This window comes from Streptomyces sp. NPDC002669, assembly GCF_042889165.1.
Taxonomy (GTDB): domain Bacteria; phylum Actinomycetota; class Actinomycetes; order Streptomycetales; family Streptomycetaceae; genus Streptomyces.
Map to the genome: position 1 here is coordinate 44,555 of NZ_JBIAQQ010000009.1, position 25,380 is coordinate 69,934.

The 25,380-nt window shown below is 72.0% G+C and carries 22 protein-coding genes and 1 pseudogene; 15 read left to right on the top strand and 8 right to left on the bottom strand.

Annotated features, from left to right (window positions below; translation table 11 throughout):
* Positions 1 to 6 precede the first annotated feature (6 nt).
* Genes ACFYW1_RS16140 through ACFYW1_RS16150 form a run of 3 tightly spaced genes read left to right on the top strand, consistent with a single transcriptional unit; the run spans position 7 to position 2,695 of the window.
* Positions 7 to 873: a TatD family hydrolase gene (locus ACFYW1_RS16140; protein ID WP_388992286.1), complete on the top strand. Its 867-nt coding sequence runs from the start codon at positions 7 to 9 to the stop codon at positions 871 to 873.
* 47 nt (positions 874 to 920) lie between these two features.
* Entirely contained in the window at positions 921 to 1,799 is an 879-nt protein-coding gene (gene rsmA, locus ACFYW1_RS16145) for a 16S rRNA (adenine(1518)-N(6)/adenine(1519)-N(6))-dimethyltransferase RsmA (protein WP_388992289.1), read from the top strand.
* A complete protein-coding gene (locus ACFYW1_RS16150; RefSeq protein WP_388992292.1) occupies positions 1,796 to 2,695 on the top strand; it encodes a 4-(cytidine 5'-diphospho)-2-C-methyl-D-erythritol kinase in 900 nt (299 codons plus the stop codon). Before rsmA ends, ACFYW1_RS16150 begins: the two co-directional genes overlap by 4 nt.
* Positions 2,696 to 2,706: 11 nt before the next feature.
* Here the strand turns inward: ACFYW1_RS16150 and ACFYW1_RS16155 are convergent.
* Together ACFYW1_RS16155 and ACFYW1_RS16160 are read right to left on the bottom strand one after the other, a co-directional pair.
* Positions 2,707 to 2,966 (bottom strand): annotated as a pseudogene (locus ACFYW1_RS16155) (Txe/YoeB family addiction module toxin).
* Positions 2,963 to 3,211, bottom strand: a complete 249-nt coding sequence (locus tag ACFYW1_RS16160) for a type II toxin-antitoxin system Phd/YefM family antitoxin (RefSeq protein ID WP_388992295.1) — start codon at positions 3,209 to 3,211, stop codon at positions 2,963 to 2,965. Before ACFYW1_RS16160 ends, ACFYW1_RS16155 begins: the two are co-directional and overlap by 4 nt.
* Before the next feature lie 148 nt (positions 3,212 to 3,359).
* Between ACFYW1_RS16160 and ACFYW1_RS16165 the strand changes: the two genes are divergently transcribed.
* From ACFYW1_RS16165 to ACFYW1_RS16180, 4 genes are all read left to right on the top strand, one after another.
* Positions 3,360 to 5,183, top strand: a complete 1,824-nt coding sequence (locus ACFYW1_RS16165) for an ABC-F family ATP-binding cassette domain-containing protein (protein WP_388992299.1) — start codon at positions 3,360 to 3,362, stop codon at positions 5,181 to 5,183.
* A gap of 138 nt (positions 5,184 to 5,321) precedes the next feature.
* Positions 5,322 to 7,211, top strand: a complete 1,890-nt coding sequence (locus tag ACFYW1_RS16170) for a PQQ-binding-like beta-propeller repeat protein (protein WP_388992302.1) — start codon at positions 5,322 to 5,324, stop codon at positions 7,209 to 7,211.
* 299 nt (positions 7,212 to 7,510) lie between these two features.
* Positions 7,511 to 9,337: a PQQ-binding-like beta-propeller repeat protein gene (locus tag ACFYW1_RS16175; protein WP_388992305.1), complete on the top strand. Its 1,827-nt coding sequence runs from the start codon at positions 7,511 to 7,513 to the stop codon at positions 9,335 to 9,337.
* Positions 9,338 to 9,468: 131 nt separating this feature from the next.
* Entirely contained in the window at positions 9,469 to 11,442 is a 1,974-nt protein-coding gene (locus ACFYW1_RS16180; RefSeq protein WP_388992308.1) for a PQQ-binding-like beta-propeller repeat protein, read from the top strand.
* A 73-nt stretch (positions 11,443 to 11,515) separates the two neighbouring features.
* Here the strand turns inward: ACFYW1_RS16180 and ACFYW1_RS16185 are convergent, their stop codons facing one another.
* Positions 11,516 to 11,971 carry a hypothetical protein gene (locus ACFYW1_RS16185; RefSeq protein WP_388992311.1) on the bottom strand — a complete coding sequence of 152 codons (456 nt, stop codon included), beginning with the start codon at positions 11,969 to 11,971 and terminating at the stop codon, positions 11,516 to 11,518.
* Between the two features lie 255 nt (positions 11,972 to 12,226).
* Here ACFYW1_RS16185 and ACFYW1_RS16190 point away from each other — a divergent pair, with 255 nt between their 5' ends.
* The 5 genes from ACFYW1_RS16190 to ACFYW1_RS16210 all read left to right on the top strand — a co-directional run bounded on the left by ACFYW1_RS16190 (position 12,227) and on the right by ACFYW1_RS16210 (position 17,402).
* Positions 12,227 to 12,919 (top strand): response regulator transcription factor, encoded by a 693-nt coding sequence (locus ACFYW1_RS16190; RefSeq protein WP_388992313.1) that lies wholly within the window; start codon positions 12,227 to 12,229, stop codon positions 12,917 to 12,919.
* Between the two features lie 209 nt (positions 12,920 to 13,128).
* Positions 13,129 to 14,172 carry a galactose-1-phosphate uridylyltransferase gene (galT, locus tag ACFYW1_RS16195; RefSeq protein ID WP_388992316.1) on the top strand — a complete coding sequence of 348 codons (1,044 nt, stop codon included), beginning with the start codon at positions 13,129 to 13,131 and terminating at the stop codon, positions 14,170 to 14,172.
* Complete coding sequence (galE, locus tag ACFYW1_RS16200) at positions 14,169 to 15,149, top strand: UDP-glucose 4-epimerase GalE (RefSeq protein ID WP_388992319.1); 981 nt, start codon at positions 14,169 to 14,171, stop codon at positions 15,147 to 15,149. Before galT ends, galE begins: the two co-directional genes overlap by 4 nt.
* The gene (gene galK / locus ACFYW1_RS16205) at positions 15,146 to 16,312 is read left to right on the top strand and encodes a galactokinase (protein ID WP_388992322.1); all 1,167 of its coding nucleotides are present in this window, start codon (positions 15,146 to 15,148) and stop codon (positions 16,310 to 16,312) included. The genes galE and galK overlap by 4 nt, the downstream gene beginning before the upstream one ends.
* 307 nt (positions 16,313 to 16,619) lie before the next feature.
* Positions 16,620 to 17,402, top strand: a complete 783-nt coding sequence (locus ACFYW1_RS16210; protein ID WP_388992325.1) for a LuxR C-terminal-related transcriptional regulator — start codon at positions 16,620 to 16,622, stop codon at positions 17,400 to 17,402.
* Here ACFYW1_RS16210 and ACFYW1_RS16215 read toward each other — a convergent pair.
* Positions 17,361 to 17,858: a MarR family winged helix-turn-helix transcriptional regulator gene (locus ACFYW1_RS16215; RefSeq protein WP_388992328.1), complete on the bottom strand. Its 498-nt coding sequence runs from the start codon at positions 17,856 to 17,858 to the stop codon at positions 17,361 to 17,363. The genes ACFYW1_RS16210 and ACFYW1_RS16215 overlap by 42 nt on opposite strands.
* Before the next feature lie 134 nt (positions 17,859 to 17,992).
* Here ACFYW1_RS16215 and ACFYW1_RS16220 point away from each other — a divergent pair, with 134 nt between their 5' ends.
* Together ACFYW1_RS16220 and ACFYW1_RS16225 are read left to right on the top strand one after the other, a co-directional pair.
* Positions 17,993 to 18,787 (top strand): trans-aconitate 2-methyltransferase, encoded by a 795-nt coding sequence (locus ACFYW1_RS16220; RefSeq protein ID WP_388992331.1) that lies wholly within the window; start codon positions 17,993 to 17,995, stop codon positions 18,785 to 18,787.
* Positions 18,787 to 19,152, top strand: coding sequence for a VOC family protein (locus tag ACFYW1_RS16225; RefSeq protein WP_388992334.1), 366 nt, complete (start codon positions 18,787 to 18,789; stop codon positions 19,150 to 19,152). Before ACFYW1_RS16220 ends, ACFYW1_RS16225 begins: the two co-directional genes overlap by 1 nt.
* A 59-nt stretch (positions 19,153 to 19,211) precedes the next feature.
* Here the strand turns inward: ACFYW1_RS16225 and ACFYW1_RS16230 are convergent, their stop codons facing one another.
* On the bottom strand, positions 19,212 to 19,898 hold the full coding sequence (locus ACFYW1_RS16230) for a TetR/AcrR family transcriptional regulator (RefSeq protein WP_388992337.1): 687 nt from the start codon (positions 19,896 to 19,898) through the stop codon (positions 19,212 to 19,214).
* Complete coding sequence (locus ACFYW1_RS16235) at positions 19,895 to 20,896, bottom strand: acyl-CoA desaturase (protein WP_388992341.1); 1,002 nt, start codon at positions 20,894 to 20,896, stop codon at positions 19,895 to 19,897. The genes ACFYW1_RS16230 and ACFYW1_RS16235 overlap by 4 nt, the downstream gene beginning before the upstream one ends.
* Before the next feature lie 335 nt (positions 20,897 to 21,231).
* Between ACFYW1_RS16235 and ppc the strand changes: the two genes are divergently transcribed.
* Entirely contained in the window at positions 21,232 to 23,961 is a 2,730-nt protein-coding gene (ppc, locus tag ACFYW1_RS16240) for a phosphoenolpyruvate carboxylase (RefSeq protein ID WP_388992344.1), read from the top strand.
* Between the two features lie 136 nt (positions 23,962 to 24,097).
* Here the strand turns inward: ppc and ACFYW1_RS16245 are convergent, their stop codons facing one another.
* Both ACFYW1_RS16245 and pth read right to left on the bottom strand, forming a co-directional pair.
* Entirely contained in the window at positions 24,098 to 24,568 is a 471-nt protein-coding gene (locus tag ACFYW1_RS16245; RefSeq protein ID WP_388992347.1) for a hypothetical protein, read from the bottom strand.
* Between the two features lie 121 nt (positions 24,569 to 24,689).
* Positions 24,690 to 25,283 (bottom strand): aminoacyl-tRNA hydrolase, encoded by a 594-nt coding sequence (gene pth, locus ACFYW1_RS16250; protein WP_388992350.1) that lies wholly within the window; start codon positions 25,281 to 25,283, stop codon positions 24,690 to 24,692.
* Positions 25,284 to 25,380 lie beyond the last annotated feature (97 nt).

Genomic DNA, 25,380 nt, shown 5'->3' on the forward strand with positions numbered 1-25,380 from the left:
GTCGGCATGAGCCGTACCGAAGCCCCGCCGCTGCCCGAACCCCTCCGGGTGCCGGTCGCCGATTCGCACACCCACCTGGACATGCAGGACGGCACCGTCGAGGAGGGCCTGGCCAGGGCCGCCGCGGTGAACGTCACCACCGTGATCCAGGTGGGCTGCGACGTGGCCGGGTCGCGCTGGGCCGCCGAGACCGCCGCCGCGCACGCCTCCGTGCACGCGGCCGTCGCCCTCCACCCCAACGAGGCGCCGCGCATCGTGCACGGCGACCCGGACGGCCGGTCGCGCCAGGGGGCGCGCGAGGCGGGCGGGACCGCCGCGCTGCACGAGGCGCTGGCGGAGATCGACGCGCTGGCCGCCCTCGACCACGTGCGCGGCGTCGGCGAGACCGGACTGGACCACTTCCGCACCGGCCCCGAGGGCATGGCCGCCCAGGAGGAGTCCTTCCGGGCCCACATCGAGATCGCCAAGCGGCACGGCAAGGCGCTGGTCATCCACGACCGGGAGGCGCACGCGGACGTGCTGCGCGTCCTGGCCGACGCGGGCGCCCCCGAGCGGACCGTCTTCCACTGCTACTCCGGCGACGCCGACATGGCCCGGATCTGCGCGGACGCCGGGTACTTCATGTCCTTCGCGGGCAACGTCACCTTCAAGAACGCCCAGCCGCTGCGGGACGCCCTGGCCGTCGCGCCGACGGAGCTGGTGCTGGTCGAGACGGACGCCCCGTTCCTCACCCCCGCCCCGTACCGGGGACGGCCCAACGCGCCCTACCTCGTTCCCGTCACGCTGCGGGCCATGGCCGAGGTGAAGGGCCTGGACGAGGACACCCTGGCTGCGGCGATCGCCGACAACACGGCACGGGCCTTCGACTACTGAGGGGCCGGGCGGCGGGAGCCGGGCGGTCGTCGACTTACGCTTGAGCGGTGAGTACCACTGAGCCCGACGCCCTCCTGGGCCCCGCAGACATCCGCGAGCTGGCCGCGAAGCTGGGCGTGCGCCCGACCAAGCAGCGCGGCCAGAACTTCGTCATCGACGCCAACACGGTCCGCCGGATCGTCCGGACGGCGGAGGTCCGCCCGGACGACGTCGTCGTCGAGGTCGGCCCGGGGCTCGGCTCGCTGACCCTGGCGCTGCTGGAGGCGGCGGACCGGGTCGTCGCCGTGGAGATCGACGACGTGCTGGCGGCCGCGCTGCCGGCCACCGTCGCCGCCCGAATGCCGGAGCGGGCCGACCGCTTCGCCCTGGTGCACTCCGACGCGATGCTGGTCCGGGAGCTGCCGGGCCCGGCGCCGACCGCGCTGGTCGCCAACCTCCCGTACAACGTCGCCGTGCCGGTCCTGCTGACGATGCTGGAGCGCTTCCCGTCCATCGAGCGCACCCTCGTCATGGTCCAGGCCGAGGTGGCCGACCGGCTGGCCGCCCGGCCGGGCAACAAGGTCTACGGCGTGCCGTCGGTGAAGGCCAACTGGTACGCGGAGGTCAAGCGGGCCGGGGCCATCGGGCGCAACGTCTTCTGGCCCGCCCCCAACGTCGACTCCGGACTGGTGTCGCTGGTCCGCCGCACGGAACCGGTCACGACGAGCGCGAGCCGGGCCGAGGTCTTCGCGGTGGTCGACGCGGCCTTCGCCCAGCGCCGCAAGACGCTGCGGGCGGCCCTGTCCGGCTGGGCGGGCTCCGCCCCGGCCGCCGAGGCCGCGCTGGTCGCGGCCGGGATCTCGCCGCAGGCCCGCGGCGAGGCGCTGACGGTCGAGGAATTCGCGGCCATCGCCGAGCACAAGCCGGCCGCCGGGGGTGCCGCATGAGCACGGCCGTCACCGTCCGCGTCCCCGCCAAGGTCAACGTCCAGCTCGCGGTCGGCGCCCCGCGCCCCGACGGCTTCCACGACCTGGCCAACGTCTTCCTCGCCGTCGGCCTGTACGACGAGGTCACCGTCGCCCCCGCCGACGGGCTGCGCGTCACCTGCTCCGGCCCGGACGCCGCCCAGGTCCCGCTGGACGCGACGAACCTCGCCGCCCGCGCCGCGATCGAGCTGGCCGGGCGGCACGGCATCGCCCCCGACGTGCACATCCACATCGCCAAGGACATCCCCGTCGCGGGCGGCATGGCGGGCGGCAGCGCCGACGGCGCCGCCGCGCTCCTGGCCTGCGACACCCTGTGGGGCACCGGCGCCACCCGGGACGAGCTGCTCGACATCTGCGCGCGACTGGGCAGCGACGTCCCGTTCAGCCTGGTCGGCGGCGCCGCCCTCGGCACCGGGCGCGGCGAGAAGCTGACCCCGATCGAGGTCGGCGGCACCTTCCACTGGGTCTTCGCGGTCGCCGACGGCGGGCTCTCCACGCCGGCCGTCTACGGCGAGTTCGACCGGCTCACCGCCGGCACGGACGTACCCGCCCCCGTCGCCTCACCGGCGCTCCTGGAGGCGCTGCGCGCCGGTGACACCGCCGCGCTCGCCGGCGCCCTGGGCAACGACCTCCAGCCCGCCGCGCTCTCCCTGCGCCCCTCGCTGGCCGACACCCTCGCCGCGGGCACCGGGGCCGGCGCCCTGGCCGCCCTGGTCTCCGGCTCCGGCCCGACCACCGCGTTCCTGACGGCGGACGAGGAATCGGCCCGGAAGGTCGCCGAGGCGCTGACGGCATCCGGAACGTGCCGCAAGGCGCGCACCGCGGTGTCGCCCGCACCGGGCGCGCAGGTCGTCTGACGGGGGTGCCGCTACCGCCCGTAGTGGTAGCGGCACGAGGCGATGCGCACCTCGTCCTCGGTCACGCGGTACACGAGCCGGTGTTCGTCGCTGATCCTGCGCGACCAGTACCCGTGGAAACCGTGCCGCAGGGGCTCGGGTTTGCCGATGCCCTCGTTCCCGTTGCGGGCGACGTCCTGAGCAGGGTGCTGATCCGCTTGAGGATCTTCCGGTCCTGGGCCTGCCACCACACGTAGTCCGCCCACGCGGACTCGTGCCAGACGAACTTCATTCGGCGAGCTGCCGCACCGTGCCGCCGCTCTCCAGGTCGTCGATCGCCGCCAGGACGCGACGCGCGTTCTCCGGGCTGCGGCAGAGGTAGGCCGTCTCCTTCATGGCCTCGTACTCGTCGAGCGCCACGATCACCACGGGCTCGTGACCGGCGCGCGTCACTATGACCTCTTCGCGGTCGTCGACGACGGTGCTCAGGGTCTCGGCGTACTCGGCGCGCGATTCCGTGTAGGTCATGGTGCGCATGGTCGTCTCCCGGTGCAGCAGACGTACCGGAACCTCTACGTACGGGAAACCGCACAACCGGGTGCATCGGGGGCAAGGCCGCCGCGTGGAACCCCGTCCGCCGCCCCGTACCCTGGGAAGTCGATCGATCCCACGGGGCAGGAGTGAAATGGCCGTCAATCTGGTCAATGTCGAGCAGGTCAGCAAGGTGTACGGCACCCGTGCCCTGCTCGACGGCGTGTCCCTCGGAGTCTCCGAGGGGGACCGGATCGGTGTCGTGGGCCGCAACGGCGACGGCAAGACGACCCTCATCCGGATGCTCGCCCGGCTGGAGGAGGCCGACAGCGGGCGCGTCACCCACAGCGGCGGGCTGCGCCTGGGCGTGCTCACCCAGCACGACTCGCTCGACCCGGAGGCGACCATCCGCCACGAGGTGATCGGCGACCTCGCCGACCACGAGTGGGCGGGCAGCGCCAAGATCCGCGACGTCCTCACCGGGCTCTTCGGCGGGCTCGCGCTGCCGGGCTTCGAGCACGGCCTGGACACCGTCATCGGCCCGCTCTCCGGCGGCGAGCGGCGCCGCATCGCGCTGGCCAAGCTGCTCATCGCCGAGCAGGACCTGATCGTCCTCGACGAGCCCACCAACCACCTCGACGTCGAGGGCATCTCCTGGCTGGCCGGCCACCTCCGGGCCCGCCGTTCCGCCCTCGTCTGCGTCACCCACGACCGCTGGTTCCTCGACCAGGTCTGCACCCGCATGTGGGACGTCCAGCGCGGCACGGTCCACGAGTACGAGGGCGGCTACAGCGACTACGTCTTCGCCCGGGCCGAACGGGAGCGGATCGCCGCGACCGAGGAGGCCAAGCGGCAGAACCTGATGCGCAAGGAGCTGGCCTGGCTGCGCCGCGGCGCCCCGGCCCGCACCTCCAAGCCCCGCTACCGCATCGAGGCGGCCAACGAGCTGATCGCCGACGTGCCGCCGCCGCGCGACACCAGCGAGCTGATGAGGTTCGCCAACGCCCGGCTCGGCAAGACCGTCTTCGACCTGGAGGACGTGACCGTCCAGGCCGGCCCCAAGACGCTGCTCACCCACCTCACCTGGCAGCTCGGCCCCGGCGACCGGATCGGCCTGGTCGGGGTCAACGGCGCGGGCAAGACCTCGCTGCTGCGGGCGCTGGCCGAAGCGGCCCGCACCCAGGGCGACGTCCAGCCCGCCGCCGGGAAGATCGTCGTCGGCAAGACCGTCAGGCTGGCCTACCTCTCCCAGGACGTCGCCGAGCTCGACCCGGACCTGCGGGTCCTGGAGGCCGTCCAGCAGGTGCGCGACCGGGTCGACCTCGGCAAGGGCCGGGAGATGACCGCCGGCCAGCTCTGCGAGCAGTTCGGCTTCACGAAGGAGAAGCAGTGGACCCCGGTCGGGGACCTCTCGGGCGGTGAGCGCAGGCGGCTCCAGATCCTGCGCCTGCTGATGGACGAGCCGAACGTCCTCTTCCTCGACGAGCCCACCAACGACCTGGACATCGAGACCCTGACCCAGCTGGAGGACCTCCTCGACGGCTGGCCCGGGTCGATGGTCGTGATCTCCCACGACCGGTTCTTCGTCGAGCGGACCACGGACCGGGTGATGGCACTGCTCGGCGACCGCACGCTGCGGATGCTGCCGCGCGGGATCGACGAGTACCTGGAGCGCAGGCAGCGGATCGAGGAGGCGGCGACCCCCTCCGCCGCGCCCGCGCCCGCGGCGGCCGGGGAGAAGGAAGCCCCCGCCGCGACGCTCTCCCCGCAGGCCGCCCGCGCGGCGAAGAAGGAGCTCCAGAAGGTCGAGCGGCAGCTCGACAAGATCTCGACGCGCGAGACCGCCCTGCACGCCCAGATCGCGGAGCACGCCACGGACTTCGAGAAGGTGGCGAAGCTCGACGCGGAGCTGCGCGAACTGGTCTCCGAGCGCGACGAGTTGGAGATGCGCTGGCTCGAACTGGCCGAGGACGCCTGACCGTCGGGAGCCTGCCGGGCGGCCGGCGGGGGCGTGCTTCGACGTGACCGTCGGGGCTGGTGGGGCGGGTGGTAGAAAGAAACCTTGCCCCGGCGCAGCAGCCGGACGGTCCGTACGAAGCACGAGGGGGACGCTCCGATGACCCAGCCGCCCGGCCAGCAACCGCCGCAGGGGGGCTTCGGGGCTCCGTACGACCCGCGGACGGGGCCGGCCCAGCCGTCACCTGCCGCACCACCGGCCCCGGCCGCGCCGCCGACCGCACCACCGGCCCCGGCCCCGGGGCACGGCTCGGCGCAGCCCGGCCCGTACAACGCGCCGGCCCAGCCCGGTCCGTACAACGCGCCCGCACAGCCGGGCCCCTACGGAGCTCCCGCGCAGCCCGGCCCGTACAACGCGCCGGCCCAGCCCGGTCCGTACAACGCGCCCGCACAGCCGGGGCCGTACAACGCGCCCACGCAGCCGGGGCCGTACAACCTCCCGACGCAGACCGCGCCGTACGCGCAGCCGGGGCAGCCCGGGGGACCGGCGGGGAACGGCGGTGGCGGCGGATTCTTCCGGGGCCGGCGGGGAGCGGTCGTCGGTGCCGTGCTCGCCGTGGTGCTGCTGGCCGGGGGCGGCGTGTGGCTGGCCGTGGGCGGGGACGACGGGAAGAAGTCCGGGGCGAACGGGAGCACCGGCACCGACCAGGACTCCGCGTCCGGCGGCGGCAAGGGCGGCAAGAAGAACGACAAGTCCGGCACCGAGGACGAGACCGCGGCCGAGCGCGCGAGCGCGCTGCGCGCCGAGGCCGCCGGGATCAACGCCAAGCGCAGGAGCGGCGAGGCGAAGGCCCTCTGGCTCCAGGAGGGCGGCGTCGACCTGCCGCGCAACGGCTCCGACGTGTACGGGCCCTGGATCGTCGGCGACACCGTCGTGAAGGCGATGTACCGCACGGTCTCCGGCTACTCCGTCGGCGACGGCAGGCAGAAGTGGGCGCTGAGACTGCCGGCCACCATGTGCGCGGCCCCCTCCCAGGCCACCGCCGACGGCAGGATCGTCCTCGGCGTCATGAGCGGCAGCGGCATCGAGGCGGCCTGCGACGCGCTCCAGATGGTCGACCTCAACACCGGCAAGGCCGGCTGGTACAAGAAGTACAAGCGGGTGGGCGCCTGGGACGGACTGTCCGACCCCGCGATGGCGATCAACGGGGACACCGTGACCGTCGGGCGCAAGACCAGGACGGACGCCTTCCGGGTCTCCGACGGCAAGGTGCTCTTCGGTGAGCTGCCGGGCAACTGCCAGCCGTTCGGCTTCGCGAGCGGCCCCGTGGCGGTGGCCGCGGCCAGCTGCCAGACGGCGGCCGACGACCACAAGGAACAGCAGGTCAAGAGGATCGACCCGGTCACCGGCAAGGTCCTGTGGACGTACAAGGTCAAGAAGGGCTGGGAGATCTCGCAGTTCTACTCGGTCAGCCCGCTGGTCGTCTCCCTGCGGAAGCCGGAGGAGGAGAAGTGGGCCGTCCTCCTGCTCAACGACAACGGGACCTACCGCTCCCAGCTGGTCGGTGACGACCCGGACTACCGGACCCGGTGCGACACCGACCTCCTCACCTCCGGCAAGGCCCTCGACGGCTGCCTGGGCGTGACGGCCGACGAGCACGGTGTCTACATGGCGACCGAGCCCGAGTCCGGAAGCGACCCCGCCAACAAGGTCGTCGCCTTCGACCTGACCACCGGCAAGGTCAAGTGGAAGGCGGACTCCCCGGCCGGGCAGACCCTGATGCCGATGCGGGTGGAGGGCGGCAGGCTGCTGATGCACCTGGGCGCGGCGCAGGGCAAGGGCGGCGGCATCATGTCCCTCCCGCCGACCGGCGGCACCCCGCAGACGGTGCTGCGGCACCCGGCGTCGGGGGCCGACGTCGAACGGGAATTCTTCGAGCCCAAGGTCGCCTACGCGGGCGGGCGCTCCTTCCTCATGTCCTCCGGGATCAGCGGGGTCAAGGACGGCGACGAGGAGAAGGCCAAGTCCATGGGGGTCTACGGCAACTGACGCGCCGGGGCGCACGGGCCGGGGCGCGGCAGGGCGTCGAAAGCCCGCTCCCCGGCGTTCCCCGGGGCGTAACGGAGGCATCACGGGGCGGTTCTCCCTTGGGAACAGGGAGTGGACCGACCCGGTGCCCCGGGTGTTGCGGGTGGTACAAAGAAGGCCCGCTCGACTGACGCAACGCCGCGGGATCCATGCCCGATTCGCTCCATTCCAAAGGGTTCGGGGGTTTTGGCCCCGGGGGCTCCGAGGGATCGCGGGGGAGATCGGAACGGGCACAGGACCGCACGAAGGGGGACGTGCTGATGACCCAGCCGCCCAGCCAGCAACCGCCGCAGGGCGGCTTCGGCGCGCCGCAGGAGCCGCAGGGAACGCCGCAGCCGCCCCAGGGCCCGCCGCAGACGCCGCCGCAGGCCGGCTACGGCTACCCGCAGGCGCCCGGTCAGCCCCCCGGCTACGGCTACCCGCAGCAGCCGGGCCAGCAGCCGGGCCCGTACGCCCAGCAGCCCGGCCCCTACGGCCAGCAGCCGGGACCGTACGGCCAGCAGCCCGGTCAGCAGTCCGGCCCGTACGCCCAGCAGCCGGGGCCGTACGCCCAGCAGCCCGGGCCCTACGGTCAGCAGCCCGGCCCCTACGCCCAGCCGCAGCAGTACCCCGGCGCCCCGGCCCCCGGCGGGCCCGGCGACGGCGGTGCCAAGCGCAAGCCCGCGGTCATCATCGGTGCCGCGGCGGCCGCGCTCCTGGTGATCGGCGGCGGCATCTTCTTCGCCATGAGCGGTGACGACGACGGGAAGAAGGACCCCGTCGCCGAGCAGAGCAAGGGCGCGAAGCCCAGCGGCTCGCCCTCCGTGAACGAGGGCAACGGCAACGGCGACGGCAACGGCGGCGGCGACGAGGACCTCAACGCCGGCCGCAAGAAGGGCGAGGCGAAGGTCCTCTGGCTCCAGAAGAACGACATCGACCTGCCCCGCAACGGCTCCGACGTCCGCGGCCCCTGGGTGGTCGGTGACACGGTCGTCAAGGGCATGTACCGCACGGTCTCCGGCTACTCCGTCGGCGACGGCAAGCAGAAGTGGACGCTGAAGCTGCCCGCCGACCTGTGCGCGGCGCCCGCCCAGACCACCACCAACGGCAAGATCGTCATCGGCGTCAAGAACGGCACCACCGACAAGGCCGACTGCGCGGACCTCCAGATGATCGACCTCAACACCGGCAAGGCCGGCTGGAAGAAGTCGGTCAAGAAGAACGGCACCTGGGACTTCCTCTCGGACATCTCCCTCGCCATCAGCGGCGACACGGTGACGGTCGGGCGCACCGGCAACTCCAACGCCTACCGGGTCAGCGACGGCAAGGAGCTGTTCGGCAAGCAGTCGGGCAACTGCCAGCCGTTCGCCTTCGCCGGCGGCCCCAAGCTGATCGCGGCCTCCAACTGCCGCACCGGTGACGTGGACAACCCGCAGCACCAGATCCAGGAACTGGACCCGGTCACGGGCAAGGCCAGGTGGACGTACCAGCCCAAGCGCGGCTGGGAGATCGACAAGGTCTACTCGGTCACCCCGCTCGTGGTCTCCCTGAAGAAGGAAAAGGAGTGGAGCATCCTCGCCCTGAAGGAGAACGGGCAGCTCCGCACCGGCATCACCAGCGACAAGGGCGACAAGTTCGCACCGGACTGCGGCAGCGCCTTCGCGATCTTCGGGAAGTCCCTCGACGGCTGCACCGGTGTCGCCGCCGACGCCAACACCTTCTACATGGCCACCGCCGCGGACTCCAGCGGCCTCGCCCGCACCAACAAGGTCGTGGCCTTCGACCTGAACACCGGCAAGACCAAGTGGAAGGCCGCCGCCCCCAGCGAGCGCGTGGTGAAGCCGCTGCGCATGGAGGGCGGCGACGTGCTGCTCTACGTGGAGGCGGGCTTCAACAAGGGCGGGGGGATCGCCACCCTCGCGCCGACCGGCGGCACCCCGAAGATGCTGCTCCAGCACCCCGTGTCGACGTCCCAGATCGAGAGCACCTTCTACAACTCGAAGGTCGTCTACGCGGACGGCCGCTCCTTCATCGCGAGCGGCCGGGTCAGCGCCAGGAACGACAAGGAAGAGCTGGAGACGAAGACCATGATGGCCTTCGGCAACTGACGGCTCACCGAGCCCTCGACGGCGACACCGAGCCGTCGGACCCGACGCCTCACGACCGGCAGCGGCCGGAGCACCCCGACCGCTGCCGGCCCCGACCCCCCGACTCCCTTCCCCCCAGAGGTACGCACGCCATGACGCAGCCGCCCCAGCCGCCCAACGATCCGCCCCAGGGCGGATTCGGCGCCCCGCAGGACCCGCCGCAGGGCGGGTTCGGTGCCCCGCAGGACCCGCCGCCCGGTGGGTTCGGCGCTCCCACCCCGCCGCCCGCCGACCCGCTGGCCAAGCAGCCGGACACCCCGCCCGCGGCCGGGGGCTTCGGTGCTCCCACCCCGCCGCCCGCGGGCGGGTTCGGCGCGCCGACCCCGCCGCCCGCCGCCGGGCAGCCCACGCAACCCGCGCAGCCCGGCGTCCCGCAGCCGCCGGCCGGCTACGGCTACCCCCAGACCGGGGCCCCGCAGCAGGGGTACGGCTACCCGCAGACCCCGCAGGGGTACGGCTACCCGCAGGCGCCCGTGCCCGGACAGCCGCAGCAGGGCTACGGCTTCCCGCAGGGCCTGCCGCCCGGCCAGCCGCCGCAGCAGGGCTACGGCTACCCGACCACGCCGATGCAGCAGCAGCCGTACCCGCCGCAGCAGGACGGCAACGGCGGCAAGAAGTTCACCACCCAGATGCAGATCATCGTCGCCGCCGCGGTCGCCGTGGTGCTGATCGTGGGCGGCGGCGTCTGGTACGCCACCAGCGGTGACGACGACAAGACGGACAAGACGTCCCAGGCGGGCGGCACCACCGGCGGCAAGGGCGGCACGGAGAAGGGCGGCGCCCTCGGGGGCGGCGGCAAGGAGAAGGCCCCCGACGACCCCAAGTCCAAGGTCGCCTTCCAGCTCCCGCTGCCGAAGGTCACCGACGTCACCAGGGTCGACGGCTCCTGGCTGACCGACAAGGCGTACGTGAAGACCGGGCTGAACGAGGTCGTCGGCTACGACCCGGTCAAGGGCACCAAGCTGTGGTCCATCCCGCTGGCGGGCCAGGTCTGCGCCGCCTCGCGGCACATGTCCAAGGACTACAAGACCGCGATCGCCTTCCAGGAGAGCAAGCCCACCAAGCAGACCAAGTACCCGCCGTGCAACCAGATCGGCGCGCTCGACCTGAGCACCGGCAAGATGCTGTGGAGCAAGTCGATCACCGCCCCCACCAGCGGTGACGAGGCGGTCAGGTTCGACGAGGTCACGGTCAGCGGCGACGTGGTCGCCGCGGGCGGCACCGAGGGCGGCGCCGGCTTCGACCTGAAGACCGGGGCCGAGCGCTGGAAGCCCAGGGCCAGCACCGACGGCTGCTACGACAAGGGGTACGGCGGCGGCGAGGCGCTCGTCGCGGTCCGCAAGTGCGGCTCGTACGACGACCCGCAGCTCGTCATCCAGCCGCTCAACCCGGCCGACGGGGCCCCGATCTCCTCGTACAAGATGCCGCCCGGCGTCGACTACGCGAGCGTCGTCTCCACCAAGCCGCTGGTCGTCGCGGCCGACGTCGGCGACACCGCCGGCGACGGCAGCGGCATCTCGGACTTCTTCTCCATCGACGCCTCCACCGGCAAGCTGCTCACCCGGATCGCCGCGGACGCCGAGAAGTACGCCGCGCGCTGCGCCTCCACCAAGGTCGAGAGCTGCAGCCAGCTCGCCGTCGGCAACAACCGCATCTACGTGCCGACCGAGGACCACGAGGGCACCGGCGAGTACGGCGACACCAACGAGATCGTCTCCTTCGACCTCAAGACCGGCAAGCCGACCGGTGACCGCGCCGACGCGGGCGACCGCTACACGATGTTCCCGATCCGCATGGACGGCGGCAACATCATCGCCTACCGGGTTCCCCCGTACGACAAGGGCGGCCAGGTCGTCTCCATCGACGGCGGCACGTTCAAGCAGACGGTGCTGATGGAGAACCCGAGCGACGAGTCGATCCGTGACGCGGAGACCAGCTTCACGCCGGACTACTCCGAGTTCCTCTACAACGACGGGCGCCTGTACCTGGCGAGCATGATGGTCAGCAAGCCGCACGGCTCGCTGGACACGGACCGCCGCCTGGTGGTCGCCTTCGGCCGGGGCTGAGCGGCCGGACGCACGGACGAGGGGGTGGTGCCCGCGGGACGGGCACCACCCCCTCGTGCGTCCGGGGACCCGATCAGCCGGTGGTCGAGTCGTCGAACGGTGCGTACATGACCTTGGACGAGACGCAGGACAGGACCGTGGTCCCCTCCATCCTGCAGAGCTCGATCCAGGCCGAGGCGATCCAGCCGCCGGGGTTGGCGTAACTGTCCCCGGCCCAGCCGGTCCCGTTGCCCGTGGAGACCCGGTGCAGCGGGAAGTAGTGGGTACCGGCGTCCCCCTTGGTGATCAGCCGGATGCCGACCGAGTGGCCGTCGGCGGCGGTGTCCTTCACGGACAGGTACAGCGGGTTGAGCTGGTAGGGGTTGAGCCGCCACTGGGCCTTCACATAGGCGTAGCCCCACGACGTCTCCACGCTGGAGCTGGTGACGGTGCCGGCGGCGGCCGCGGTTCCGGTGAACGCGGGGGCCGCCAGCGCGGCGCACGCGGCCAGGGCGACGAGCAGGGTCTTCTTCGTCTTCTTCAGTCGCACGGGTTCCTCCGGGTTCTTCGGTGAACAGGCCACGACGATTGGCGGAAAACTATCGGTCCACAACGGTCGGCAGGCAGATTACAACGGGGCCCGTTCGGACATGGCGCACCATCAACCGGTCCCGAACGCACGCGGAGTCGGCGATCCGGATCCTTTTGGCCGGTAAGAGGCCCGTGACGTCGAACAAGCGTGTAGCTTGCCGGGGCAGGAAGGCCGGGGGGCCCGGTGCGACCGGTGGCTACGGGGGTGTGTTCGATGGGCGTGCGGCTCATGGTGGTCGACGACCACAGACTGCTCGCCGAGGCGCTCGCCTCGGCGCTGAAGCTGCGGGGCCACCGGGTCCTCGCGGCGGCCGCGCCGACGGCGGGGGCGGCGGAACTGGTGGTCAGCAGGGCCCCGGAGGTCTGCCTGTTCGGCACCGCGACCCCCGCCGAACCCGGCGCCTTCGACCCGATCGTGCGCATCCGGCGCGAACGCCCGCAGGTGGCCGTCGTGGTGCTCGGCCCGGTGCCCAGCCCCCGGGGGATCGCGGCGGCCTTCGCCGCGGGCGCCGCGGGGTACGTCCGCCACGACGAACGCATGGAGGGCGTCGAACGGGCCATGGCCAAGGCGCGGGCCGGCGAGGCGGCGGTGGCGCCGCAACTCCTGCGGAGCGCCTTCGCCGAACTGCTCAACCCCGCCGCCGCGCCGGACGACGAGGGACAGCGGCTGCTGCGGCTGCTCACCCCGCGCGAGGTCGAGGTCCTGATGCGGGTCGCCGAGGGCGAGGACACCCGCCGGATCGCGGCCGGGATGCGGATCGCGCCGAGCACCGCGCGCACGCACGTGCAGCGGGTGCTGATGAAGCTGGGCGTCGGCTCCCGGCTGGAGGCCGCGGCGCTCGCGGCCCGTACGGGACTGCTGGACCGCGCGGCACCGGACGGCCGCCCGGACCCGCTGCACCCCTGACCCTTTCCGTTCCCTCCTCCTCAGGAACGAACAAACTCCGAACTCCGAACCGCGCCCGCACGTGCCGTGCCCCGGGCCCGGTCGTCCACGGCCGTTCGCAGCCGTCCATGGCCGTCCGCTGCTGTTCCCGGCTGTCCCGCGCCGGACCGCTCATTGACGCACCTGTTGGCTTGTGGTTCATTGTGTTTGGTTATGTTTGGAGGAACCTGGTGAAGAAGACGGTCACGACGCTCGCCGACGGCCGGGAGCTGATCTACTACGACAGCCGCGACGACACGGTGCGCGAGGCCGTCGACCGGCGCCCCCTGGATCCCGTGTCGACGTCGTCCGAGATCCGCCGCGACCCGTTCCTCGGGGACGGCGTCGCCATCGCCTCGCACCGCCAGGGGCGCACCTACCACCCGCCGGCCGACGAGTGCCCGCTCTGCCCCTCACGGGACGGCAGTCAGAGCGAAATCCCCGAGGCCGACTACGACGTCGCCGTCTTCGAGAACCGGTTCCCCTCGCTCGCCGGCGACTCCGGCCGCTGCGAGGTCGTCTGCTTCACCTCCGACCACGACGCCTCGTTCGCCGACCTCACCGAGGAACAGGCCGCCCTGGTCCTGGAGGCGTGGACCGACCGCACCGCCGACCTCGCCGAACTCCCGCAGGTGCGGCAGGTGTTCTGCTTCGAGAACCGGGGCGCCGAGATCGGCGTCACGCTCGGCCACCCGCACGGCCAGATCTACGGCTACCCCTTCGTCACCCCGCGCACCGAGCTGATGTTCCGCTCGATGGCCGCCCACCGCGCCGAGACCGGGGGCAACCTCTTCGACGACGTCGTGGCCCGGGAGGAGAAGGACGGCTCGCGGATCGTCATCGAGACCGAGCACTGGATCGCCTTCGTGCCGTACGCGGCGCACTGGCCGTACGAGGTCCACCTCCACCCCCGCCGCCGCGTCCCCGACCTGCGGGAACTCGACGAGGCGGCGCGCACGCAGTTCCCACAGGTTTATCTGGAACTCTTGAGGCGATTCGACCGGATCTTCGGTCCCGGAGAGCCGCCGACCCCGTACATCGCGGCCTGGCACCAGGCCCCGTTCGGGGTCCCCGGGCGGGAGGAGTTCGGGCTCCATCTGGAGCTTTTCACCATCCGACGCACCTCCGGCAAGCTGAAGTTCCTCGCGGGTTCCGAGTCCGGCATGAACGTGTTCATCAACGACGTGCCGCCGGAAGCCGCGGCCCAGCGACTGCGAGAGGTAGCGAGCCAGTGAGCAAGCCCCCGAAGAAGTACCTGGTCACCGGCGGCGCGGGATACGTCGGCAGCGTGGTGGCCCAGCACCTGCTGGAGGCCGGCCACGCCGTCACCGTCCTCGACGACCTGTCGACCGGGTTCCGGGAGGGCGTCCCGGCCGGTGCCGAGTTCATCGAGGGCCGCGTCCAGGATGCCGCGAAGTGGCTGGACGCCTCCTACGACGGGGTCCTGCACTTCGCCGCGTACTCCCAGGTCGGCGAGTCCGTCGCGGACCCGGAGAAGTACTGGGTGAACAACGTCGCCGGATCCGTGGCACTGCTCGCCGCGATGCGCGACGCCGGGGTGCGCACCCTGGTCTTCTCCTCCACCGCCGCCACCTACGGCGAACCGGCCACCACCCCCATCACCGAGTCGGACGCCACCGCGCCCACCAACCCCTACGGCGCCACCAAGCTCGCCGTCGACCACATGATCACCGGCGAGGCGGCCGCGCACGGACTGGCCGCGGTCTCGCTGCGCTACTTCAACGTGGCCGGGGCGTACGGAAGTTGCGGAGAACGGCACGACCCCGAGTCGCACCTGATCCCGCTGGTCCTCCAGGTCGCCCTCGGCCGGCGCGAGTCGATCTCCGTCTACGGCGACGACTACCCGACCCCCGACGGCACCTGCGTCCGCGACTACATCCACGTCGCCGACCTCGCCGAGGCCCATCTGCTGGCCCTGGACGCCGCCACCGCGGGCGAGCACCTGATCTGCAACCTCGGCAACGGCAACGGCTTCTCCGTCCGCGAGGTCGTCGAGACGGTCCGCGAGGTCACCGGCCACCCCGTCCCGGAGGTCGTGGCCCCGCGCCGGGCCGGCGACCCCGCCGTGCTGGTCGCCTCCGCCGAAACCGCCGGGCAGCGGCTCGGCTGGACCCCCTCCCGCCCCGACCTGACCGGAATCGTCGCCGACGCCTGGGCGTTCGCCCGCCGAGAGGAAACCGCCGCACCATGACCGGCAACAGCGAACTGGCCGCCTCCTTCGCCGAGTTGTACGGCAGGGAGCCCGAAGGGATCTGGGCCGCCCCCGGCCGGGTCAACCTGATCGGCGAGTACACCGACTTCAACGACGGCTTCGTGATGCCGCTCGCGCTGCCGCACACCGCGCGCGCGGCCGTCGCCCGCCGCACCGACGGCGAACTGCGCCTCCACTCGACCGAGGTGCCCGGCGGCGTCGTCCGGCTCCGGATCGACGAACTGGCCCCCGGGCAGGGGCACGACTGGGCCGCGTACCCGGCCGGGGTCGTCTGGGCACTGCGCGAAGCGGGCCACCGGGTCACCGGCGCGGACATCCAGCTGACCTCCGACGTCCCCACCGGCGCCGGACTGTCCTCCTCCGCCGCGCTGGAGACCGTCACCGCGTTCGCCCTGAACGACCTGTTCGGACTCGGCCTCACCGCGCCGGAGCTGGCGGTGCTCGGCCAGCGCGCCGAGAACGTCTTCGTCGGCGTGCCGTGCGGGGTCATGGACCAGATGGCGTCCGCCTGCTGCACCGAGGGCCACGCCCTGTACCTCGACACCCGCGACCTCAGCCGCCGCCAGGTCCCCTTCGACCTGCCCGCCCACGGGCTGCGGCTGCTGGTGGTCGACACCCGGGTCAAGCACGCGCTCGGGGACGGCGCCTACGCCGAACGGCGGGCCGGCTGCGAGGCCGGTGCCGCGGCGCTCGGCCTGCGGACGCTGCGCGAGCTGCCGTACGAGGGCCTCGCCGAGGCCCTGGAGACCCTGGCCGACTCGGGCGCGGACGAGTCCGTGGTGCGCTACGTGCACCATGTGGTCGGCGACAACGAGCGGGTCGAGCGGGTCATCGCGCTGCTCGACGCCGGGGACGTGCGGGCGGTGGGCCCGGTCCTCGACGCCGGGCACGCCTCGCTCCGCGACGACCTGCGGGTCTCCTGCGCCGAACTGGACCTGGCGGTGTCGGCGGCGACCGGGGCCGGTGCGCTCGGCGCCCGGATGACCGGCGGCGGCTTCGGCGGCTCGGCGATCGTGCTGGTGGAGGAGGACCGCGCGGACGCGGTCGCCGACGCCGTGCGGGAGGCGTTCGCCGCCGCGGGACACACCGCGCCGGGCATCTTCCCGGCGGTGCCGTCGGCGGGCGCCCGCCGACTCGTCTGAACCCCTCGCACCCCTCACGCCCCACGGGTCACCCCCGAACACCCGAACGACACCGGCCAGTTCTGCGAATTGCCTTCCGTCGGGGCCCGTCGGCCTTACTCTGATGCACAGCACCGGTGGGGGCCGGTGCTGATTCAGGGGTACGAGACAGTCGGGTACGGCGCCCGGGGCGGGTGGCAGTCGACAACACGGCGGCGGCCGTGGGACTGCGGTCCAACTCCCCGAACCGGGCACCGTACCCGTACTGATCTGTCCCTTCGAAAGGGCCCGGGGGTGGCCCGGGAACAGACGCGGCATGGGGGTGCCTGTGGTTCGTATCCGGGTTCTGGTGGTGGACGACCACCGAATTTTCGCCGAATCGCTCGCCGCGGCGCTCACGGCCGAGCCCGACGTCGACGTGGCGGCCGCGGGCAGCGGCCCCGCCGCCCTGCGCTGTCTGGAACGGGCCGCCGCGGAGGGGCGCGGCTACGACGTGGTGCTGGTCGACGCCGAACTGGGTGTGCTCGCCCCGGGAGCCCGGCCCGCGCCCGTCCCGGTGCCGAACGGCGGGGAGAACGCCCCGGTGGACGGCATCTCCCTGGTCGCCGGGGTGCACGCCGCCCGGCCCGCGGTGCGCACGGTGGTGCTCGCCGAGAAGGACGACCCGCACCGGGCCGCGCAGGCCCTCCAGGCCGGGGCCTCGGGCTGGGTCGCCAAGGACTGCTCGTTACAGCGGCTGCTCGCGGTCGTCCGCGGTGTGCTGCGTGGTGAGACGCATCTGCCCCCCGCCCTGCTCACGGGCGTGCTGAAGGAGCTGACGGCGGCGCGCAAGCACCGCACCGAGAGCGAGCTGCTGGTCGAGTCGCTGACCCCGCGCGAGCGCGAGGTGCTGCGCTGCATGGTGGCGGGGCTGGGGCGCAAGGCGGTGGCGGAGCGGCTGTTCCTCTCCCCGCACACGGTCCGCACCCATATGCAGAACGTCCTGGGGAAGCTGGGCGTGCACTCCACGCTGGCCGCCGTCGCACTGGCCCGGCGGGCGGGCGTGGGACCGGCCGAGACGGATCCGGAGCTAGCCGGGGATGTTGTCGAACGGAGCGGTCAACTGGCGTAGCAGGCCCGCCAGTTCACCCCGCTGCCGGGAGGAGAGCTCGCCCAGGATGGCACGCTCCTGGGCGAGCAGGCCGGCCAGCGACTGGTCGGCCTTGTCGCGCCCCTCGGCGGTGAGCCGGACGAGCACGCCGCGGCGGTCGTTGGGGTCGGGGAGCCGCTCGACGAGGTTCTTCTTGGTGAGCCGGTCGATGCGGTTGGTCATCGTGCCGGAGGTGACCAGGGTCTGGGTGAGCAACTGGCCGGGGGAGAGCTGATAGGGGGCGCCCGCGCGGCGCAGGGAGGTCAGCACGTCGAACTCCCACGGTTCGAGATCGTGCTCGGAGAAGGCGATCCGACGGGCCCGGTCCAGATGACGGGCCAGGCGGGAGACACGGCTGAGCACCTCGAGCGGTTCCACGTCGAGGTCGGGGCGCTCCCGGCGCCATGCAGCGACCAATCGGTCGACCTCGTCCTCCATGTGGATCAGTGTAGAGGGTCTGTCGATGTGAAGTCTCTTGAAATCGAGTCTCTTGGGGGCAAGTCTCTCGCAATCGAGCTTCTCGAAATCAAGTGTCTTGACATCAAGAGAGTTGTGGCGTGATCCTGGCTGCCATGACCTCACCCACCTGGGACCCCCGCCAGTACCTGCGCCACGCGGACCACCGCACCCGCCCCTTCCACGACCTCCTGGCCCGGATCCCCGACCCGCCCGCCCCCGAGCCCCGGATCGCCGACCTCGGCTGCGGAGCGGGCAACGTCACCGCGCTCCTCGCCGACCGCTGGCCCCGGGCCCATGTCACCGGCTACGACAACTCCCCGCAGATGCTCGAACGGGCCGCGGCCCACGCCGGCCCCCGCCTCGACTTCGCCGAGGCCGACGCCACGACCTGGACCCCCGACGAGCCGTACGACCTGATCGTCTCCAACGCCCTGCTCCAATGGGTGCCGGACCACGTCGCCCGCTTCCCCGACTGGCTGGACGCGATCACCCCCGGCGGCACGTTCGCCCTCCAGGTCCCCGGCAACTTCGACCAGCCCACCCACGTCCTGATGCGGGAACTCGCCGGCTCCCCGCGCTGGCGCGACCGCCTGGGCGGCACGCTCCGCCACGCCGACGCGGTCCTCGCCCCCGCCGCCTACCTCGACGCGCTGACCGGCCCCGGCCTCACGGCGGACGTCTGGGAGACCACGTACCTGCACCTGCTGCACGGCGAGGACCCGGTGCTCGACTGGGTCAAGGGCACCGGCCTGCGCCCCGTCCTGACCACCCTCGCCGACGACCCCGAAGCCCGTGAGGCGTTCCTCGCCGAATACCGCGACCTGCTGCGCGCCGCCTACCCGGCCGGCCCGCACGGCACGGTCCTCCCGTTCCGCCGGATCTTCGCCGTCGCCCACAAGGAGAAGTGATGATCGCCGCCCTCGACCACGTACAGCTCGCCGCCCCGCAGGGCTCGGAGGACGCCCTGCGCGCGTACTACACGGACGTCCTCGGCATGACGGAGATCCCCAAGCCGCTGGTGCTCGCGGCCCGCGGCGGCTGCTGGTTCGGCGCCGGACCGGTCCAGCTCCACATCGGCGTCGAACGGGACTTCCGCCCCGCGAGGAAGGCCCACCCCGGACTGCGCGTCACGGACATCGAGGCGTTCGCGGCCCGCCTGGAGGAACGGGGCGCCGAGGTCCACTGGGACGGCGACCTGCCCGGCCACCGCCGCTTCCACAGCCACGACCCGGTGGGCAACCGCCTGGAATTCCTGGAACCGACGAACGGGTGAGGGCGCCCCGGGGCGCCCTCCGGCCGGGTCACAGGGCGTCGTACCGGTCCAGGTCCCGTTCAGCTCTTGCGGTGCCCTATCAGGCGGGGCTTCGACTCCAGGTTCTCCAGGCCGTGCCAGGCCAGGTTCACCAGGTGGGCCGCCACCTCCGACTTCTTCGGCTTGCGGGCGTTCACCCACCACTGGCCGGTCAGCGCGACCATGCCCACCAGCGCCTGGGCGTACAGCGGGGCCAGCTTCGGATCGAAGCCGCGGGCCTTGAACTCCAGACCCAGGATGTCCTCCACCTGGGTGGCGATGTCGCTGATCAAGGAGGCGAAGGTGCCCGTGGACTGGGCCACGGGCGAATCGCGGACCAGGATGCGGAAGCCGTCCGTGTACGTCTCGATGTAGTCCAGCAGGGCGAACGCCGCCTGCTCCAGCAGCTCCCGGGGATGGCCCGCCGTCAGCGCGCTCGTCACCATGTCGAGGAGCCGGCGCATCTCGCGGTCCACCACCACCGCGTACAGGCCCTCCTTGCCGCCGAAGTGCTCGTAGACCACCGGCTTGGACACCCCGGCGCGCGCGGCGATCTCCTCGACCGACGTCCCCTCGAAACCCTTGTCGGCGAACAGGGTGCGGCCGATGTCCAGCAACTGCTCGCGGCGTTCCTTGCCCGTCATCCGCACCCTGCGGGTGCGCCGGGAGGAGGACGTACGGTTCTTCTCGCTGCTGGTACTGGAATCGGTCGCCACGTCGTCAATCATGCCGCGTCGGCGTGCGCACGGTCGCGCCGGGCGTCGATACGGCGGGACTCGATCCGGGCGGAGTCCGGCCAGCGCACGTCGTGCGCCCAGCCCAGCTTCTCGAACCAGCGGATCAGCCGGGCGCTCGAATCGATCTGACCCCGCATCACACCGTGCCGCGCGCTCGTCGGATCGGCATGGTGCAGGTTGTGCCAGGACTCGCCGCAGGACAGCACCGCCAGCCACCACACGTTCCCCGACCGGTCACGGGACTTGAACGGCCGCCTGCCGACCGCGTGACAGATCGAGTTGATCGACCAGGTGACATGGTGCAGCAGGGCCACCCGCACCAGCGAACCCCAGAAGAAGGCGGTCGCCGCACCCCACCACGACATCGTCACCAGCCCGCCGACCAGCGGCGGAAGCGCCAGCGACACGATCGTGAAGGTCATGAAGTGGCGGGAGATGCCACGGATCGCCGGATCCTTGATCAGATCGGGGGCGTACTTCTGCTGCGGCGTCTGCTCCTCGTCGAACATCCATCCGATGTGGGCCCACCACAGGCCCTTCATCAACGCCGGCACGCTCTCGCCGAAACGCCACGGCGAATGCGGATCGCCCTCCGCGTCCGAGAAACGGTGATGCTTGCGGTGATCGGCCACCCACCGCACCAGCGGACCCTCCACCGCCAGCGAACCCGCCACCGCGAGCGCGATCCGCAACGGCCGCTTCGCCTTGAAGGAACCATGGGTGAAGTAACGGTGGAAACCGATCGTGATCCCGTGGCAGCCGATGAAATACATCGCCACGAGAAGGCCCAGATCGAGCCAGCTCACCCCGCGGCCCCAGGCCAGCGGCACCGCCGCGACCAGCGCCACGAACGGCACCACGATGAACAGCAGGAGGGCGACCTGCTCGATGGTCCGCTTGTTGTCCCCGCCGAGCGTGGCGGAGGGAAGAGCCTGATCGTCGGCCGCCGACGGCTGCGCGTCGTCGATCACGGTGGGGCTGGTGTTCATGGGGGGTCCCCCGGGGAAGAGAAATACGAGGACTGCTCTGGCTACGCTTCCGTAACCTACGGCGACGTAAGTATGGCAGCGCGAGGGCCCGCAGCACGAGAGCACGACGGACCCCGGCCGAACGGAAACCCGATCGGGGCCCGAGCGGCGCCGACGACGTGGACACCTATCCTGGTGGGGTCGGACAGCGCGGTCCGCAACTCTGCTTCCCCGGGGCGGCCCGTCGGCACCGCCGCCGACCGCGGCCCCGGAGAAACCGCCCACCCGTCTCACACCACCCCGTGGGGAGACGCCGAGCGCCGCACCTCCTCATTCACTGCAAGGAGCCGCACACCGTGAGCAGTGCCGACCAGACCCCTGCCGCCAGCACCGAGCTGCGCGCCGACATCCGACGCCTCGGCGACCTGCTGGGCGAGACCCTCGTACGCCAGGAGAGCCAGGAACTCCTCGACCTCGTCGAACGCGTACGCGCCCTCACCCGCACCGACGGCGAGGCCGCCGCCGAACTCCTCGGCGACACGGACCTGGAAACCGCCGCACAACTCGTCCGCGCCTTCTCCACCTACTTCCACCTGGCCAACGTCACCGAGCAGGTGCACCGCGCCCGCGAGATGCGCGACCGCCGCGCCGCCGAGGGCGGACTCCTCGCCCGCACCGCCGACCGGCTCAAGGACGCCGACCCCGACCACCTGCGCGAGACCGTCAAGAACCTCAACGTACGGCCCGTCTTCACCGCACACCCCACCGAAGCCGCGCGACGCTCCGTCCTCAACAAGCTCCGCCGCATCGCCGCCCTGCTGGAAACCCCCGTCGTCGAGGCCGACCGCCGCCGCCAGGACCTGCGCCTCGCCGAGAACATCGACCTCATCTGGCAGACCGACGAACTCCGCGTCGTACGGCCCGAGCCCACCGACGAGGCCCGCAACGCCATCTACTACCTCGACGAACTGCACGCCGAAGCCGTCGGGGACGTACTGGAGGACCTCGCCGCCGAACTGGAACGGGTCGGCATCGAACTGCCCGCCGGCACCCGCCCCCTCACCTTCGGCACCTGGATCGGCGGCGACCGCGACGGCAACCCCAACGTGACCCCCGCCGTCACCTGGGACGTACTCATCCTCCAGCACGAACACGGCATCACCGACGCCCTGGAACTCGTCGACCACCTGCGCGGACTGCTCTCCAACTCCATCCGCTACACCGGCGCCACCGACGAACTCCTCACCTCCCTCGAAGCCGACCTGGAACGCCTCCCCGAGATCAGCCCCCGCTACAAGCGGCTGAACGCCGAGGAGCCCTACCGGCTCAAGGCCACCTGCATCCGGCAGAAGCTCGTCAACACCCGCGAACGCCTCGCCGCCGGCACCCCGCACCGCCCCGGCTGCGACTACCTCGGCACCGCCGGACTCATCGCCGACCTGCAACTCATCCAGACCTCACTGCGCGAACACCGCGGCGGACTCTTCGCCGACGGACGGATGGACCGCACCATCCGCACCCTCGCCGCCTTCGGCCTCCAGCTCGCCACCATGGACGTCCGCGAACACGCCGACGCCCACCACCACGCCCTCGGCCAGCTCTTCGACCGGCTCGGCGAGGAATCCTGGCGCTACGCCGACATGCCCCGCGACTACCGGCAGAAGCTCCTCGCCAAGGAACTCCGCTCGCGCCGCCCCCTCGCCCCCACCCCGGCCCCGCTGGACGCCGCGGGCGAGAAGACCCTCGGCGTCTTCCACACCATCAAGGAAGCCTTCGAACGCTTCGGCCCCGAAGTCATCGAGTCGTACATCATCTCGATGTGCCAGGGCGCCGACGACGTCTTCGCCGCCGCCGTCCTCGCCCGCGAGGCCGGCCTGATCGACCTCCACGCCGGCTGGGCCAGGATCGGCATCGTGCCGCTCCTCGAAACCACCGACGAACTGCGCGCCGCCGACGTCATCCTCGACGAGATGCTCGCCGACCCCTCCTACCGCCGCCTCGTCTCCCTGCGCGGCGACGTCCAGGAGGTCATGCTCGGCTACTCCGACTCCTCCAAGTTCGGCGGCATCACCACCTCCCAGTGGGAGATCCACCGCGCCCAGCGCCGCCTGCGCGACGTCGCCCACCGCTACGGCGTGCGCCTGCGCCTCTTCCACGGCCGCGGCGGCACCGTCGGCCGCGGCGGCGGCCCCTCCCACGACGCGATCCTCGCCCAGCCCTGGGGCACCCTGGAGGGCGAGATCAAGGTCACCGAACAGGGCGAGGTCATCTCCGACAAGTACCTCATCCCGGCCCTCGCCCGGGAGAACCTGGAACTCACCGTCGCAGCCACCCTCCAGGCCTCCGCGCTGCACACCGCGCCCCGCCAGTCCGACGAGGCCCTGGCCCGCTGGGACGCCGCCATGGACACCGTCTCCGACGCCGCCCACGCCGCGTACCGCAAGCTCGTCGAGGACCCCGACCTCCCGACGTACTTCCTCGCCTCCACCCCGGTGGACCAGCTCGCCGACCTGCACCTGGGCTCGCGCCCCTCCCGCCGCCCCGGCTCGGGAGTCTCGCTCGACGGCCTGCGCGCCATCCCGTGGGTCTTCGGCTGGACCCAGTCACGGCAGATCGTCCCCGGCTGGTACGGAGTCGGCTCCGGGCTCAAGGCCCTGCGCGAAGCCGGCCTCGACACCGTCCTGGACGAGATGCACGAGCACTGGCACTTCTTCCGGAACTTCATCTCCAACGTCGAAATGACACTCGCCAAGACCGACCTGCGCATCGCCCGGCACTACGTCGACACCCTCGTCCCCGACGAACTCAAGCACGTCTTCGACGCCATCGAGGCCGAGCACGACCTGACCGTGCGGGAAGTCCTCCGGGTCACCGGCGAATCCGAACTCCTCGGCACCAGCCCCGTGCTCCAGCAGACCTTCGCCATCCGCGACGCCTACCTCGACCCGATCTCCTACCTCCAGGTCTCCCTGCTGGCCCGCCAGCGCAAGGCCGCAGAACGCGGCGAAGAGCCCGACCCGCTGCTCGCCAGGGCCCTGCTGCTCACCGTCAACGGTGTCGCCGCGGGCCTGCGCAACACCGGCTGAGCCACCACGACGACCGGGACGCGGGCGCGGCCCCGCTCCCGCCCCCGGTCACGACGACACGATGCGCACCGCGGTCCACCGCGGTGCGCATCGCGCTCGTGAGGCCGCGCCGTGTCGCGAGGCCGCGGCGGGCGGCTCAGAGCGCGATGAACGTCGCCCCGAGCAGGACCGCCCCCGTGATCCCCGCACCCCAGGCGACCCGGGGCAGCCGCAGACCGCCGCCGATGACCAGCCCCGCCAGCAGCAGCGCACCGCCCAGCGGCACCCAGGCATGCAGGAAACCGGCCGTCCCCGCGCGCACCACGTCGTCCGTGCCCGGCTTCACCACGACGGGGAACCGGTCGCCCCGCCGGGCCGCGACCGACTTCTCGATCACCACCCGGGAACGCGCGGCAGCCTGCTCGGAGGGCGCGAACGGACCGGTGCACAGATCGGCGCCGCACCCCGTCACCGTCATCGTGCCGTGCTCACGGCCCTTGGACAGGACGATGTGGTGCGCTTTGTCCCAGGAGGCCCACACACCCGCCACGAGCAGCAACAGCACGACACAGCCCATGGCGGCATTGCGGGCGTAGACCAGGGCGCGGGGGGAGGAGCTCCGCTTCATGGGGAGCGATCCTTCGGCAGAGCGACGCCGCGGTCAACTCATGGCCGAAAAACACCGGCTTGTCGGTGGGAATGTCAGAGTTGCCCCTCCCACCGGCAGACCCCGGGAGCCCCGGTCGGCCTCAGGAGTTGTACGCGCTCTGCGCGCGCTCCAGCCCCTCCGCGAGCAGACACTCCACCGAGTCGGCCGCCCGGTCCACGAAGTAGGAGAGCTCCTTGCGCTCCGCGGACGAGAAGTCCTTCAGCACGAAGTCCGCGACCTGCATCCGCCCCGGCGGCCGGCCGATCCCGAACCGCACCCGGTGGTAGTCCGGACCCATCGCCTTCGTCATCGACTTCAGCCCGTTGTGCCCGTTGTCACCGCCGCCCAGCTTCAGCCGCAGCGTCCCGTAGTCGATGTCCAGCTCGTCGTGGACCGCCACGATGTGGTCGACCGGCACCTTGTAGAAGTCGCGCAGCGCGGTGACCGGGCCACCGGAAAGGTTCATGTACGACATCGGCTTGGCCAGGATCACCCGGCGGTTCGCCGGACCGGGCGGCCCGATGCGGCCCTCGACGACCTGCGCCTGGGCCTTCTGGGCCCGCTTGAACTTCCCGCCGATCCGCTCGGCCAGCAGGTCGGCGACCATGAACCCGACGTTGTGCCGGTTCGCCGCGTACTCGGGGCCGGGGTTGCCGAGACCCACGACGAGCCAGGGTGCGGTGGCATCGGACATCTCTGCTCGGTCTCCTCGGGTACGACGGCTGAGTACAGGGAAACGGGACGGCGGACCCCCGGAGAGGAACCGCCGCCCCGTCAGTGAAGCAGCAGGG

Bases quoted from the DNA above. Each gene is read 5' to 3' on its own strand.
- ACFYW1_RS16245 (WP_388992347.1), bottom strand. From the start codon at position 24,568: ATGAAGCGGAGCTCCTCCCCCCGCGCCCTGGTCTACGCCCGCAATGCC.
- ACFYW1_RS16140 (WP_388992286.1), top strand. From the start codon at position 7: ATGAGCCGTACCGAAGCCCCGCCGCTGCCCGAACCCCTCCGGGTGCCG.
- galK (WP_388992322.1), top strand. From the start codon at position 15,146: ATGACCGGCAACAGCGAACTGGCCGCCTCCTTCGCCGAGTTGTACGGC.
- ACFYW1_RS16180 (WP_388992308.1), top strand. From the start codon at position 9,469: ATGACGCAGCCGCCCCAGCCGCCCAACGATCCGCCCCAGGGCGGATTC.
- ACFYW1_RS16220 (WP_388992331.1), top strand. From the start codon at position 17,993: ATGACCTCACCCACCTGGGACCCCCGCCAGTACCTGCGCCACGCGGAC.
- ACFYW1_RS16170 (WP_388992302.1), top strand. From the start codon at position 5,322: ATGACCCAGCCGCCCGGCCAGCAACCGCCGCAGGGGGGCTTCGGGGCT.
- ACFYW1_RS16225 (WP_388992334.1), top strand. From the start codon at position 18,787: ATGATCGCCGCCCTCGACCACGTACAGCTCGCCGCCCCGCAGGGCTCG.
- ACFYW1_RS16215 (WP_388992328.1), bottom strand. From the start codon at position 17,858: ATGGAGGACGAGGTCGACCGATTGGTCGCTGCATGGCGCCGGGAGCGC.
- ACFYW1_RS16235 (WP_388992341.1), bottom strand. From the start codon at position 20,896: ATGAACACCAGCCCCACCGTGATCGACGACGCGCAGCCGTCGGCGGCC.
- ACFYW1_RS16165 (WP_388992299.1), top strand. From the start codon at position 3,360: ATGGCCGTCAATCTGGTCAATGTCGAGCAGGTCAGCAAGGTGTACGGC.
- ACFYW1_RS16230 (WP_388992337.1), bottom strand. From the start codon at position 19,898: ATGATTGACGACGTGGCGACCGATTCCAGTACCAGCAGCGAGAAGAAC.
- ACFYW1_RS16160 (WP_388992295.1), bottom strand. From the start codon at position 3,211: ATGCGCACCATGACCTACACGGAATCGCGCGCCGAGTACGCCGAGACC.
- ACFYW1_RS16190 (WP_388992313.1), top strand. From the start codon at position 12,227: ATGGGCGTGCGGCTCATGGTGGTCGACGACCACAGACTGCTCGCCGAG.
- pth (WP_388992350.1), bottom strand. From the start codon at position 25,283: ATGTCCGATGCCACCGCACCCTGGCTCGTCGTGGGTCTCGGCAACCCC.
- ACFYW1_RS16150 (WP_388992292.1), top strand. From the start codon at position 1,796: ATGAGCACGGCCGTCACCGTCCGCGTCCCCGCCAAGGTCAACGTCCAG.
- ACFYW1_RS16175 (WP_388992305.1), top strand. From the start codon at position 7,511: ATGACCCAGCCGCCCAGCCAGCAACCGCCGCAGGGCGGCTTCGGCGCG.